Source organism: Actinomyces culturomici (assembly GCF_900499005.1).
GTDB lineage: Bacteria > Actinomycetota > Actinomycetes > Actinomycetales > Actinomycetaceae > Pauljensenia > Pauljensenia culturomici.
This window is the reverse complement of the sequence record NZ_LS991316.1, coordinates 563,607-575,831: the sequence shown is the minus strand read 5'-3', so window position 1 is coordinate 575,831 and position 12,225 is coordinate 563,607. Positions and strand designations below refer to the sequence as shown.

Here is a 12,225-nt window from a genome sequence, read left to right as displayed (position 1 = left end):
CGTGCAGTCTACTGGCCCGCGGGGATCTCCCTCGCGTCGAGGACCTCGCGGACGAGGGCGAGGGCGGCGTCCACCGCGCCGGAGCGAATCGTCTCCCGGTCGCCGTCGAGCGCGAGCAGGCGGTGCGCGTCCCCTCCCTCCCAGGCCACCGCGACATGAACGGTGCCGACGGAGGCCTCCCCCTGCGGTTCGGGCCCGGCGACGCCGGTCGTCGAGACGCCGATCGAAGCGCCCGTGAGACACCGCACTCCCCTCGCCATCTCGAGGGAGACGACCTCGTCGACGGGGCCGAAGCGTTCGAGGCGCTCCTGATCGACGCCGAGGATCTCGTGCTTGAGGCGGGTCGCGTAGGTGCAGACTCCCCCGAGGACGACGCGCGAGGCGCCTGGCACATCGACGAGTCGGGCGCACACGCGCCCGCCGGTGAGGGACTCCGCGGTCGCGAGCGTGAGGCCCGCGTCCGCGAGGTCGTCGAGGAGGGCGGCGATATCGGCGTCGTTCACGGTGTCAGACTAGGTCGTCACCGCGCGCGTCGAGCGCCTCGGCGACGACGGACGCGCACAAGGAGGGCGCGTACCCCTTGCGGGCGAGCATCCCGGCGAGCCTGCGATAGGCGGCGTCGCGGGGAACGCCGCGCATCGAGCGGAGCTTGCGGTCGACGAGCTCGCGGGCCCGAACGCGCAGCGCCTCCGCATCGATATCGGCCATCGCATCCTCGATCGTCTCGGAGTCGAGCCCCTTGCGGCGCATCTCCTCGATGAGGGCGCGCCCCGCCTTCCCGGTCCCACGGAAGCGATCGGAGACGAGGGCGCGGGCGAAGGCCGCGTCATCGACGAGGCCCACGCGCTCGAGGCGCGCGATCACTTCCTCGGCGATCTCGGGCGCGAAACCCTTCTGCTCGATGGCGCTTCTCAACTCCCCCGTCGAGCGCGAGCGCGAATCGAGGAGTCGGAGCGCGACCTCTCGGGCCGCCTCGAGCGCGGCCGTTCCCGTGAGGGCCGCGTTGCGCTCGCGCAGCCGCGCGAGCCGCTCGGCCGGGGAGGTGCGGCCCTTCGACCGCTCCTCGCCGAGCTCGGGGTGATCCTCCGGATCGATGTAGCGGACCATCGGCGGATCAGAAGCCCGCGTCCTCGAGCGGGTCGATCGCCTCGCGGACGTCGGCGGCCTCGGGGGCCTCCTCCGCGGGGGCCTCCCCGATGCCGAGCTGAGCGAGGATCTTGTTCTCGATCTCGGTCGCGAGCTCGGGGTTGTCGGCGAGGAACTGGCGGACGTTCTCCTTGCCCTGGCCGAGCTGGTCGTCCCCGTAGGTGAACCAGGAGCCGGACTTGCGGATGATCCCCGCGTCGACGCCCATGTCGATGATCGAGCCCTCGCGCGAGATGCCCTTGCCGTAGACGATGTCGAACTCGGCCTGCTTGAAGGGCGGGGCCATCTTGTTCTTCACGACCTTCGCGCGGGTGCGGTTGCCGACGGGAGCGCCCGCCTCCTTCAGCGTCTCGATGCGGCGGACGTCGATGCGGACGGAGGCGTAGAACTTCAGGGCCTTGCCGCCCGTCGTCGTCTCCGGCGACCCGAAGAAGACGCCGATCTTCTCGCGCAGCTGGTTGATGAAGATCGCGGTCGTGCCGGTGGCGGAGAGCGCGCCGGTGATCTTGCGGAGCGCCTGGCTCATGAGGCGGGCCTGGAGGCCGACGTGCGAGTCGCCCATCTCGCCCTCGATCTCCGCCTTCGGGACGAGGGCGGCGACCGAGTCGATGACGATGATGTCGATGCCGCCGGAGCGGATGAGCATGTCGGCGATCTCGAGCGCCTGCTCGCCGGTGTCCGGCTGGGAGACGAGGAGGTTGTCGATGTCGACGCCGAGGGCCTTCGCGTAGACCGGGTCGAGCGCGTGCTCGGCGTCGATGAAGGCGGCGTTTCCGCCGGCCTTCTGGGCGTTGGCGACCGCGTGGAGGGCGACCGTCGTCTTACCGGAGGACTCGGGGCCGTAGATCTCGATGACGCGGCCGCGCGGAAGGCCTCCGATGCCGAGCGCGACGTCGAGGGCGAGGGAGCCCGTGGGGATCACCTGGACCGGCGGACGGGTGTCGTCGCCGAGGCGCATCACCGACCCCTTGCCGAACTGCTTGTCGATCTGGGAGAGCGCGAGTTCGAGCGCCTTGTTCCTGTCGTCGCCCTTGGTGGCGGGGGCGCTCTTGCGCGGTGCAGCGGCCATGATGTCCTCTCAGCGGTCCGAGCCTCTCCGGCTCACGGGTGGATCTGGTCTGGGGGCGCCGGCCCCTCTCCGGGGCGACGCGACGACGGTACGCCCGACCATCGACGTTTGCGTACGCCCCCTGTCGAACCTGTGGATTCGCGAGGGCGCCGCCGTCATCGGTGGAGATCATACATGGAACACGTGTTCGATGCGCACGACGCGCCGCGCGCACGATTCCGCTTGACCTCCACCAACCGGAGCGCGACCCCGCGGACCGCGAAGCTCAGCGCAGCGCGCGCCGCGCCTTCGCATCGAGGCGGTGGTACCACTTGACGGCGTCGCCGGCGCCGGTCTCATCGACGAGGGCGCTCCACACGGCCTGCGGCGAGTCGCCGCGATCGAGGGCCTCGACGCAGGTGCCGCGCAGGGCGGGCAGGTAGAGGTCGGCCGCGTAGGAGCGTCCGAGGGCGGGGCCGAAGACGGAATCGACGGCCTCCCAGAACTCCGAGGACTTCACGGATCAGGAGATGAGGGTGACGGGGACGAGGTCGTCCGGGACCGTGTCCGGGACGAGGTCGTCCGGGACCGTGTCCGGGACAACGACGCCGTCAATGACCGCCATGCGGTCGGAGATCTCGCGGAGAACGAACCAGAGCGGCACGCCGAGGGCCGAGCAGATCGCCTCGAGGAGTTCGGAGGAGGCCTCCTTCTGACCGCGCTCGACCTCGGACAGGTAGCCGAGGGAGACGCGGGCTTCGGAGGACACTTCGCGCAGGGTCCGGCCCTGGCGCCTGCGCAGGCCGCGCAGGACGTCGCCGAGTTCCGTGCGCAGGAGCGGCGAGGGGGCGGGTGTCGCGTTCATGCAGCGACTCTATCGCTCAGCGCTCGCCCGCCGCACGTCGAATTCACCGTTCGGGATCGCGCAGAATGGCGCCCGCGAGAGCCGAAGGCGGGGGTTTCGGCGGGATTCCGCCGAAAACCCCGCCACGGGGAGTTCCTATGACGCGCCTGTGAGTTGCGTCGCCGAGACTCAACTCTGCGATTCGGTCGCCTTCCACAGCCTCCAGCCCTCCGAGAGGTAGACCCACCCGGACCACAGGGTGACGAGCAGCGCGAGGCCCGCGATCATCCAGCCGAGGATGAGGAAGCCGCTCGCGACGGCGCCCGCAGCCCCGCCCGCCGCGCCGATGTGGCGCCACGGCACGAGGAGGATCGTGATCGCGAGGATCTGGAGGACGGTCTTGAGCTTCCCGCCCTTGTTCGCCGCGACGACGATCCCCCGCTTGAGGAGGACCGCGCGCAGCCATGTGATACCGAGCTCGCGGATCGCGATGAGGACCGTCACCCACCAGGGCAGGAGTCCCGCGATCGACAGCATGATGAACGCGCCGAGCGTCAGGGCCTTGTCGGCGATCGGGTCGGCGATCTTCCCGAAGTCGGTGATGAGGTTGCGCGAGCGCGCGATCCGCCCGTCGAGGTGATCGGTGATCGCCGCGACGACGAAGACGACGAGCGCCCACCAGCGCGCCCCGACGGACGACTGGAGCATGAGGACGATGAACACGGGCACGAGGACGAGCCTCAGGACCGTGAGGGCGTTCGGGAGGTTGTACGGGGAGACCGAGTGCTCCCGATCGATCGTCGAGACGTTGTCGTCCATTGCCGTGCCCTTCTCCTTCACGCTCAGCGGCCCGTGAGCTGCCAGGCGTCCTCGTCCTCTTCGGGTTCTTCGTCGACCCACTGCGGCGCGGACCCACCGAAATCATGCCCGGCGTAGGGGTCGGCCGCCGACTCCGCGCGCGCTGTGGCGTTGATTCGCCCATCCTCCCCCGTCGCCCCGGACGCATGCGCATCCGCCGCCGGCGACTCGGCCGTCCCCGACGCGTCCGACGCCCCGGCCCCGGCCTCGAGCCCCTCGGACTCCCCGCGGAGCATCGCGAGGACCTCGGGGAGCTGCTCGGGCTGGACGAGGACCTGGCGGGCCTTCGACCCCTCCGAGGGGCCGACGATCCCGCGCGACTCGAGGAGGTCCATAAGGCGGCCGGCGCGCGCGAAGCCGACGCGGAGCTTGCGCTGAAGCATCGACGTCGATCCGAGCTGCGTCGAGACGACGAGTTCGGCCGCCTGCAGGAGGTCGTCGAGATCGTCTCCGATGTCCTCGGCGACCTTCGCCGCCGCCTTCTCCTCGACGATGACGTCGTCGCGGTAGTGCGGCTGCATCTGCGCCTTGACGTGGGAGACGACCTTGTGGATCTCCGACTCGGAAACCCACGCGCCCTGGACGCGCATCGGCTTCGAGGCGCCCGCCGGCAGGTAGAGCGCGTCGCCCTGGCCGATGAGCTTCTCGGCGCCCGGCTGGTCGAGGATCGTCCGCGAATCAGTGAGCGAGGAGGTCGCGAAGGCGAGGCGCGAAGGGATGTTCGCCTTGATGAGGCCGGTGACGACGTCGACGGAGGGCCGCTGCGTCGCGAGGACGAGGTGGATGCCGGCCGCGCGCGCGAGCTGCGTGATGCGCTGGATCGACGCCTCGACGTCGCGGGGGGCGACCATCATCATGTCGGCGAGCTCGTCGACGACGACGAGGAGGTACGGGTACGGGTGGAGCGTCCGCTCGAGCCCGGGCTTCGCCTGGACCTGCCCGGAGGCGACCGCCTTGTTGAAGTCGTCGATGTGCTTGAAGCCGTAGTCGGAGAGGTCGTTGTACCGCGCGTCCATCTCGCGCACGACCCATTCGAGGGCCTCGGCGGCCTTCTTCGGGTCGGTGATGATCGGCGAGATGAGGTGCGGGATCCCCTCGTAGATCGTGAGCTCGACGCGCTTGGGGTCGACGAGGATCATCCGGACCTGCTGCGGGGTCGCGCGCATCATGATCGAGGTGATCATCGAGTTGATGAAGCTCGACTTGCCGGATCCGGTCTGGCCGGCGACGAGGAGGTGCGGCGTCTTCGCGAGGTTGGTGACGACGTACCCGCCCTCGACGTCCTTGCCGACGCCGACGACGAGCGGGTGCTGATTGCGCATGGCCGCGCCGCTGCGCAGGACGTCGCCGAGCGCGACGTTCTCGCGGTCGGTGTTGGGGATCTCGATGCCGATCGCGGACTTGCCGGGGATCGGCGCGAGGATGCGGACGTCGGCCGAGGCGACGGCGTAGGCGATGTTCTTCGAGAGGTTGGTGAGCTTGTCGACCTTGACGCCCGACCCGAGGACGACCTCGTAGCGGGTGACCGTCGGGCCTCGCGAGAAGCCGGTGACCTGCGCGTCGATCTTGAAGTCGGCGAAGACCTGCCCGAGGGCGCGCACGACCTGGTCGTTGACGGCCGAGCGCGTCTTGTGCGGGGGGCCGGCGACGAGGAGCGTGTCCTCGGGGAGCGTGTAGGAGATCGCCTCGGCGAGCTGGGGCTGGAAGCCCTCCTCCTTCGGCGCCTCCCCGATGGGCGGCGCGGCGGGTTCGGCGGACGCGGCGGGCTCCTCGGCGGGTGCTGCGACTACCGGCGCGACGACGGGAACCGCCGCCGGGGTCTGCGGCCCGCTCGGGATCGAGAGCGCCTCCGTGGGCGCGTCGCGGTCGTCGATCGACGAGGACGGGGCGGGCGCCGGTCGAGGGACCGACTGGGACGGGGAGCCGCCGAGGACGGTCGTCGGCTCGTCCGCGATGTTCGGCGAGCGGAAGGACTCATCGCCGTCGTACTGGTCGAGGAAGGGGTCGTCGCCGGCGGCGAGGTCGGCGCGCGAGCGGCGGCGCGCGATCGCGGCCGGGTCCTCCGCGTCGGTGTCGGGGTCGCGCGGGGCCGTGCGGCGCCCGAGCTGCTCCGCGAGTTCGCGCAGACGCGCGGGGACCTCCTGCACGCGCGTGCGCGTCGCGAGGAGGATCGAGTAGACGCCGAGGAGGACGAGGACGGCGGCCGCGCCCCAGGGCGAGAGGAGGTTCGCGAGCGGGCGCGCGATGAACCAGCCGGCGAGGCCGCCCGCGCTCTCGATCGCGGTGAAATCGTCGAGCGAGGGGTTCCCCTGGCTGACGTGGACGAGGCCGCACACGGAGGCGACGAGTCCGAGGGCGCCGGCGACGTGGTGCGGGAGGGCGTGCTCGCCCGAACGCGCGCGGAAGAGCTCGATCGCGAAGGCGATGAGCGCGATGGGGACGACGACGGAGAAGAGGCCGACGGCGCCCGCGGCGCCGTGATGGAGGAAGTCGCCGGCCTGACCGGAGATGCGGAACCACTCGCGCAGGGCGACGAGGACGCCGCCGGCGAGGCTGAGGAAGGCGAGCGCGTCGCGCTTGACCTGCGGATCCGCCGCGCGCCAGGCGCGCACCGCCGAGGCGATGCCCCGTCCGATCGCGGAGAACATCCGGGCGAGGAGTCCGGGTTCGACGGAGCCCGAGGAGGATCCGCGGGTGGAGGAGGATCGCTGCGGGGAGGCGGCCCTGCCGCTCCCCTTCTTCCCTGCCGATGGGGTACGAGGTGCCATGATGCCTCGACGCTACCGCGCGCGGGCCGGGGCGGGCCCGTGGGCGCGCCGGAATCGGCCCATCGCGCCCCGTCGACGGGGCGCCGGCCCGGCCGGTCGGGCCGGTCAGCCGTGCTTGCGGTCGGTGCGCGCGACGCCGGTCTCGAGGACCTCGGCGATCTGCGCCGGGGTCGGAACCGGGAGTGCGGACTCGTGGGAGATCGCGATCGCCGAGGCGGCGTTCGCGGTCCGGCAGGCCTCCTCGATGTCCTTGCCCTTGAGGAGCTCGGCGCACATCGTCGCGATGTGCGTGTCGCCGACGCCCGCTGTGTCCGCGACCGTCGTCTCGAAGGCGGGGATCTGGATGCGCTCGGCGCCGCGGGACCTCTGGAGCTCGCAGCCCATGATCCCCGTCCGTCGGACGAGGGCTGCATCGGGGCGCATGAGGTGGCGAATGCCGACGCCCGGTTCGTGGGTCGCGAGGATCGAGGTGAGGGCCGCGGCCTCGCGAACGTTCATCGTCACGATGTCGGCGCGCCCGAGGAGCTGGCGCCACGACTCGACGGGGACCTGCTCGACCGCCGGGGAGACGGCGACGACGAGCGTCACCGAGGACGGAAGGGCGGCGCCCCAGCCGGCGAGGACCATCGCCGAGTGCGGATTCGTGAGATCGGAGGCGGCGATGTGGATGAGATCGCCGGGCTTGAGGACGAGGCGGTCGAGGGCGACGCGCGAGGGCTCGGACTCGACGCCCGCGGTGACGATCGACGTCATCGAGCCGTCGCGCTCGATGAGCTGGATCGCGACGCCGATGTCGCCGACGAGCTCCTGGGTGAGGACCTCGACGCCGGCCTCGACGAGCTGCTGGCGGACGGTGAAGGAGTTCGGGCCGGTGCCGAGCGGCGACGCCATCGCGGCGGGGACGCCCTGCGCGGCGACCGCCGACAGGGTCGTGAAGCCGCCTCCGGGGCGCGAGCTCGCCGCGTCCGCGTGAACCGAGCCGCCGCGCACGGGAGTGTGCGAGATGTGCATCGGGAGCACGAGGACGACGGAGTGCGTCGAGATGAAGCGTCCGGTCATGCGATCTCCTCCTTCGCCCGCGCCGTCACTGCTCGACGACGACGGGGACGATCATCGGGCGGCGGCGGAGCCTGCGGGCGACCCACCGGCCGATGACGCGGCGCATCGCCTGCTGGAGGACGTAGGGGTCCTTCCCGCCGGGCGCAGCCGCGTCCTTGAGGGCGGCGTCGACGTCGGGGAGGATCTCCTCGAAGACGGCGTCGTCCTCGGCCATGCCGATCGCCTTGATCGTCGGGCCGGACAGGACCATGCCGGAGTCGTGCTCGACGACCGCGTAGACGGAGATGAAGCCCTCGGAGCCGAGGACGCGGCGGATCTCGAGCTCCTCCTCGGAGATCTCGCCGATCGACTTGCCGTCGACGAAGACGAGCTCGCAGGGGACCTGGCCGGAGACCGCGGCGCGCCCGTCGGCGAGGTCGACCGTCGTGCCGCCGTCGGCGAGGACGACGCGGTCGGCGCCGACGCCCGTCGAGACGGCGAGCTGGCCGTTGGCGACGAGGTGGCGGAGCTCGCCGTGGATCGGCATGACGTTCCGCGGCTGGACGAGGTTGTAGAAGGTGAGGATCTCGCCCTGGCAGGCGTGGCCCGACACGTGGACCTTCGCGTTGCCGCGGTGGAAGACCTTCGCGCCGAGACGCGTGAGGTCGTTGATGACGCGGTTGACATCCGAGTCGTTGCCCGGAATGACGGACGCGGAGATGACCACGGTGTCGCCGGCCTCGAGGGTGACGGACTTGTGGGAGCCGGAGCTCATGCGCGCGAGAGCGGCCATCGGCTCGCCCTGGGAGCCGGTCGCCATGTAGACGCGCTTCGAGGGCGGGAGCTCGGCGAGCTCGTTCGTGTCGACGATGAGCCCCTCGGGCACGACGAGGTAGCCCTTCTCGACGGCGATCCGCATGTTCCGCTCCATCGAGCGGCCCACGAGGGCGACGCGGCGCCCCGCCTTCGCGGCGGCGTTCATCACCTGCTGGACGCGGTGGACGTGGGAGGCGAAGGTCGCGACGACGACCTGACCGGTCGCCTCGTCGACGATCTGGTCGAGGACCGGGCCGATCTCCCGCTCGGAGGGGATGAAGCCGGGGACCTCGGCGTTCGTCGAGTCGATCATGAAGAGGTCGACGCCCTCGGACCCGATGCGGCCGAGCGCGGCGAGGTCGGTCTTGCGGCCGTCGAGAGGCTGATGGTCGATCTTGAAGTCGCCGGTGATGAGGACCGTGCCCGCGCTCGTGCGGACGCAGACCGCGAGGGCGTCGGGGATCGAGTGGGTGACCTGGACGAACTCGAGGTCGAAGGGGCCGACCTGGACGCGGTCGCCGCTCTTCACGACGTGCATGTCGCCGGCGGGGAGGCGGTGCTCGCGGAGCTTCGGCTCGGTGAAGGCGAGCGTGAGGTCGGAGCCGTAGGTGGGGATGTCGTCGCGGAGCTTCGCGAGGTAGGGGACGGCGCCGATGTGGTCCTCGTGCCCGTGGGTGAGGACGAGGCCGACGACGTCGTCGAGACGGTCGGCGATCCACGAGAAGTCGGGGAGGATGAGGTCGACGCCCGGCTGGTAGACCTCGGGGAAGAGGACGCCGCAGTCGACGATGAGGAGCTTGCCCTCGTGCTCGAGGACGTTCATATTGCGGCCGACTTCTCCCAGGCCGCCGAGGGGGATGACGCGCAGGGCGCCGTCCGCGAGGGGCGCGGGTTCGGACAGGTTCTCGTACAGGGGCTTCATGCCCCTAAGTGTGCCACGAACCGTGGGACTCCCGGCCCGACGAGCGCCCCGTTCAGAGGAGCTCGAGGTCCTCCATCGCCCTCTTCAGGCGGGCGATCTCGTCCTCGTCGGCCCCCACGAGCGGAAGGCGGAGCGCCGGGGTCTCGATGAGGCCCTGGAGGTGGACGGCGTGCTTCGCCATGACCGCGCCCTGACCGCCGCCCATGATCGCCGCGACGAGCGGGCGGAGGCGGTAGGAGAGCTCGCGCGCCTCCCACACCTTGTCCGCGTCGAGGAGGTCGATCATCTCGCGGTAGAAGCGGGCCGCGACGTGCGCGACGACGGAGATGAAGCCCGAGGCTCCCCCGGTCATCCACGCGAAGTTGAGGCCGTCGTCCCCCGAGTAGTACTCGAGGCCGGTGCGGTGCATCCGCTCGACGCCCTGCTCGACGTTGCCGGTCGCGTCCTTGACCGCCTTGATGCGCGGGTGGGCGGCGAGGACGTCGAGGGTCGCGTCGGAGAACGCGAGGCCGGTGCGACCGGGGATGTCGTAGAGCATGACGGGCAGGTCGGTCGCGTCGGCGATCGCGGTGACGTGCGCGATGAGGCCCGCCTGCGAGGGACGGTTGTAGTAGGGCGAGACGACGAGGAGGCCGTCGGCGCCGGACGCCTGGGCGCCCTCGGCGATGCGGACGGCGTGGGCGGTGTCGTTCGAGCAGGCGCCGCACAGGAGGAACGCGCGGTCCCCCACCGCCTCCTTCACCGCGACGGTGAGGTCGTTCTTCTCCGGCTGGTGGGTCGTCGGCGACTCGCCCGTCGTCCCCGACAGGAGGACGGTATCGCAGCCGTCGTCGACGAGCTTCGTCGCGAGGCGCGTCGCCGAGTCGAGGTCGAGGGACCCGTCGGCGTGGAAGGGCGTCACGAGCGCGGGAGCGAGGGAACCGAAGAGGCGCGTCGGGGTGTGGCTCATGCCTCGCAGCATAGGGCGGCACCGCCCGCTCGGCCACGCGCGTTCGCCCCTCGGGCGCTGTCTCTCCCGGGCGCGCGCTCACCCCGGGCCGTTCCCGAGGAGGATCCCCCACGGGTAATGCCCTCAGCGCACCACGGGTCATGCTCTCGGCGCACCCCACCGAGAGCATCACCTTTCCTCGCCGAAAGCATTACCTTCGGCCATCGAGGGGATCTCCCCCGGCGGATTCCCTCCTAAGAGTCGCCATGACGAGCAGGGCCAAAGTCGGCAGTCGGTCTCGCCGAGGGCCCACGTTCTCCCGCGGGCGCGGTCTCCCCCGCACGGCGCGGGTCCGGTCAGGCGATGGCGGCCCACCAGAGGTGCTCGACGATCGGGTCGCCGCCCTCGACGGCGAGGGAGCGTCGAAGCCCGGCAGGCCCGAATCCGGCCGACTCGAGGAGGCGGATCCGCGGCTCGTCGGACGCGCGCACCCAGATCCTCAGCGTCGCCGCCCCGGAGGTGTCGGCGATCGCCTGGAGGAGGCGCGAGGCGTGCCCGCTGCGCTGGAAGTCGGGGTCGATGAGGAGCTCGGCGATCTCGGCGCCCGCCGCGAGAAGGCCTCCGCGCGCCTCCAGAGCGGGCGCGGGCACGACGACCGCGAAGCCTGCGACGGCGGAGGCGTGAAGGGCGACGAGCGTCGCGCACCCGGCGGGCGCCGGGAACGACAGGGTCGCCTCCCAGCGGTCGGCGAGGGCGACGCCGTCGACGACGCCGAGGTCGGTAGCGCTCCACGCGTCAACGCCCGCACCGGATCCCGCAGACGCATCTGGAGCCCCGGCGACCGCCGCTCCGCCGAGCAGCTCGCGCAGCGCCCGCGCCTGAATCCGCGAGATCGCGACCGCGTCGGCGGGCACGGCCAGCCGCACCGACCGATCCGCTCCCGCTCGCGGACGCCCCGCCCCGCCCTCGTCGATCGGATGGACGTGAGCGCGACCGCGGCCGTCGGCAAGGGGACCGTCGGCGGAGGACGCGTCGGCGAAGGAGGCGCCGGCAAGTTCGATCGACACCTGTCAGATCCCCAGGAGCGCGTCGAGGCCGATGGTGAGGCCCGGGCGGCCCGAGACCTCGCGGACCGCGAGGAGCACGCCCGGCATGAACGAGACCCGGTCGAAGGAGTCGGTGCGGATGACGAGCTGCTCGCCGGGGTTGCCGAGGAGGATCTCCTCGGACGCGGTGAGGCCGCGCAGGCGCACCGCGTGGACAGGCACGCCCTCGATGCGCCCGCCGCGCGTCCCCTCCGGGTCGGTCTGCGTCGCGTCCGGCATCGGCGCGCACCCGGCCTTCGCGCGAGCGGCGGCGATCCCGCGAGCTGTGGCAGCGGCGGTTCCCGAGGGCGCGTCGACCTTGTTCGGGTGGTGGAGTTCGATGACCTCGGCGGACTCGAAGTAGGGGGCGGCAAGGGCCGCGAACTTCATCGCGAGGACAGCACCCATCGCGAAGTTCGGGGCGATGAGGACGGCACGGCTCGCCTCCTCGGCGTGCGCACGGACGCGGTCGTAGGCATCGATGCTCCAGCCGGTCGTCCCGACGACGACGTCGACGCCGGCGTCGAGGAGCGCGTGAACGTTCGACTCGGTGACGCTGGGGACGGAGAAGTCGACGGCGACCTGCGCGCCGTTGACGGTCTCGGCGGTGATCGCGTCTCCCGCGTCGAGGCGCGCGACGACCTCCATGTCCTCGGCCGCGGTGACGGCCTCGACGACGGTCGAGCCCATCCGGCCCTTCGCTCCGGTGACGGCGACGCGGATCATGGCGTTCTCCTTCGCTCCGCCTGTCCGGCGGTTTCAGTTGGCTGTT

The 12,225-nt window shown here is 71.5% G+C and carries 12 protein-coding genes; all 12 read right to left on the bottom strand.

The annotated features are described in order from the left end of the window. Positions 1-8: 8 nt before the first annotated feature. The 12 genes from DY157_RS02480 to dapB all read right to left on the bottom strand — a co-directional run bounded on the left by DY157_RS02480 (position 9) and on the right by dapB (position 12,179). Positions 9-503 carry a CinA family protein gene (locus DY157_RS02480; RefSeq protein ID WP_115727076.1) on the bottom strand — a complete coding sequence of 165 codons (495 nt, stop codon included), beginning with the start codon at positions 501-503 and terminating at the stop codon, positions 9-11. A gap of 4 nt (positions 504-507) precedes the next feature. Next, complete coding sequence (locus DY157_RS02475; RefSeq protein ID WP_115727075.1) at positions 508-1,107, bottom strand: regulatory protein RecX; 600 nt, start codon at positions 1,105-1,107, stop codon at positions 508-510. Positions 1,108-1,114: 7 nt separating this feature from the next. Next, on the bottom strand, positions 1,115-2,215 hold the full coding sequence (gene recA / locus DY157_RS02470) for a recombinase RecA (RefSeq protein WP_115727074.1): 1,101 nt from the start codon (positions 2,213-2,215) through the stop codon (positions 1,115-1,117). A gap of 265 nt (positions 2,216-2,480) precedes the next feature. Then, positions 2,481-2,714: a DUF3046 domain-containing protein gene (locus tag DY157_RS02465; protein WP_115727073.1), complete on the bottom strand. Its 234-nt coding sequence runs from the start codon at positions 2,712-2,714 to the stop codon at positions 2,481-2,483. A gap of 3 nt (positions 2,715-2,717) precedes the next feature. Beyond that, positions 2,718-3,059, bottom strand: a complete 342-nt coding sequence (locus tag DY157_RS02460; protein ID WP_115727072.1) for a helix-turn-helix domain-containing protein — start codon at positions 3,057-3,059, stop codon at positions 2,718-2,720. 168 nt (positions 3,060-3,227) lie between these two features. Beyond that, positions 3,228-3,857, bottom strand: a complete 630-nt coding sequence (gene pgsA, locus DY157_RS02455; RefSeq protein WP_115727071.1) for a CDP-diacylglycerol--glycerol-3-phosphate 3-phosphatidyltransferase — start codon at positions 3,855-3,857, stop codon at positions 3,228-3,230. A 23-nt stretch (positions 3,858-3,880) separates the two neighbouring features. Next, the gene (locus DY157_RS02450; protein ID WP_115727070.1) at positions 3,881-6,664 is read right to left on the bottom strand and encodes an FtsK/SpoIIIE family DNA translocase; all 2,784 of its coding nucleotides are present in this window, start codon (positions 6,662-6,664) and stop codon (positions 3,881-3,883) included. Between the two features lie 105 nt (positions 6,665-6,769). Beyond that, on the bottom strand, positions 6,770-7,723 hold the full coding sequence (locus DY157_RS02445; protein WP_174232118.1) for a PfkB family carbohydrate kinase: 954 nt from the start codon (positions 7,721-7,723) through the stop codon (positions 6,770-6,772). A 25-nt stretch (positions 7,724-7,748) separates the two neighbouring features. Then, on the bottom strand, positions 7,749-9,440 hold the full coding sequence (locus DY157_RS02440) for a ribonuclease J (protein ID WP_115727069.1): 1,692 nt from the start codon (positions 9,438-9,440) through the stop codon (positions 7,749-7,751). A gap of 52 nt (positions 9,441-9,492) precedes the next feature. Beyond that, positions 9,493-10,389 (bottom strand): 4-hydroxy-tetrahydrodipicolinate synthase, encoded by an 897-nt coding sequence (dapA, locus tag DY157_RS02435; RefSeq protein WP_115727887.1) that lies wholly within the window; start codon positions 10,387-10,389, stop codon positions 9,493-9,495. A 335-nt stretch (positions 10,390-10,724) separates the two neighbouring features. Then, a complete protein-coding gene (locus DY157_RS02430) occupies positions 10,725-11,435 on the bottom strand; it encodes a GNAT family N-acetyltransferase (RefSeq protein WP_235827041.1) in 711 nt (236 codons plus the stop codon). Between the two features lie 3 nt (positions 11,436-11,438). Further along, positions 11,439-12,179 carry a 4-hydroxy-tetrahydrodipicolinate reductase gene (gene dapB, locus DY157_RS02425; protein ID WP_115727068.1) on the bottom strand — a complete coding sequence of 247 codons (741 nt, stop codon included), beginning with the start codon at positions 12,177-12,179 and terminating at the stop codon, positions 11,439-11,441. Positions 12,180-12,225: the final 46 nt, after the last annotated feature.

What these genes read in the sequence shown, in the direction of transcription:
- DY157_RS02445 (WP_174232118.1), bottom strand. Translation starts at nt 7,723, where the DNA reads ATGACCGGACGCTTCATCTCGACGCACTCCGTCGTCCTCGTGCTCCCG.
- recA (WP_115727074.1), bottom strand. Translation starts at nt 2,215, where the DNA reads ATGGCCGCTGCACCGCGCAAGAGCGCCCCCGCCACCAAGGGCGACGAC.
- pgsA (WP_115727071.1), bottom strand. Translation starts at nt 3,857, where the DNA reads ATGGACGACAACGTCTCGACGATCGATCGGGAGCACTCGGTCTCCCCG.
- dapB (WP_115727068.1), bottom strand. Translation starts at nt 12,179, where the DNA reads ATGATCCGCGTCGCCGTCACCGGAGCGAAGGGCCGGATGGGCTCGACC.
- DY157_RS02450 (WP_115727070.1), bottom strand. Translation starts at nt 6,664, where the DNA reads ATGGCACCTCGTACCCCATCGGCAGGGAAGAAGGGGAGCGGCAGGGCC.
- DY157_RS02475 (WP_115727075.1), bottom strand. Translation starts at nt 1,107, where the DNA reads ATGGTCCGCTACATCGATCCGGAGGATCACCCCGAGCTCGGCGAGGAG.
- dapA (WP_115727887.1), bottom strand. Translation starts at nt 10,389, where the DNA reads ATGAGCCACACCCCGACGCGCCTCTTCGGTTCCCTCGCTCCCGCGCTC.
- DY157_RS02460 (WP_115727072.1), bottom strand. Translation starts at nt 3,059, where the DNA reads ATGAACGCGACACCCGCCCCCTCGCCGCTCCTGCGCACGGAACTCGGC.
- DY157_RS02440 (WP_115727069.1), bottom strand. Translation starts at nt 9,440, where the DNA reads ATGAAGCCCCTGTACGAGAACCTGTCCGAACCCGCGCCCCTCGCGGAC.